The organism is Pseudomonas sp. EL_65y_Pfl1_R83 (assembly GCF_963970695.1).
GTDB lineage: Bacteria > Pseudomonadota > Gammaproteobacteria > Pseudomonadales > Pseudomonadaceae > Aquipseudomonas > Aquipseudomonas tritici.
Map to the genome: position 1 here is coordinate 1 of NZ_CAXAQI010000496.1, position 433 is coordinate 433.

General features: G+C 57.0%; 1 protein-coding gene. It reads left to right on the plus strand.

Annotated elements, in window-relative coordinates:
- Window positions 1-44 precede the first annotated feature (44 nt).
- A partial coding sequence (locus tag AACY08_RS30015; RefSeq protein WP_339472720.1) for a replication initiator protein A occupies window positions 45-433 on the plus strand: 389 nt, incomplete at its 3' end.

A 433-nucleotide genomic window follows, 5' to 3' on the forward strand; every position in this document is an offset into this window, starting at 1 on the left:
GTGTGAGCACTAACCCGCAAACGTCGATCGTTGGAGGTCGCCGTGTGCAATTTGAAATGTTCTTCACGCTGCCGGATTTCAGCGACGTTTCGCTGCGTGATTATCAGGAGACGATGCAGCGCCCCTTCTTCAGCCTCTCGAAGAAGAAGCGCGTCAAGCCGATTGAGTATGTCAGCCCGGACAAATCGGTGACCGTCCATGTCTCTGCCAATCCTGAATATGGAATGGCGACGATCTGGGACGCCGATATCCTAATATGGGCGGCGTCCACGCTCAATCGCATGAAGCAGCAAGGCTTGAACGACATACCCCGCACGCTGACGACTACGCCCTACGACCTGTTGCGGGCGATTAAGCGTAGCACCGGGGGCAGGGACTATCAGGAGCTGCAAGCGGCGCTGTTACGGCTCCAGACGACCTCCATCACGACCTC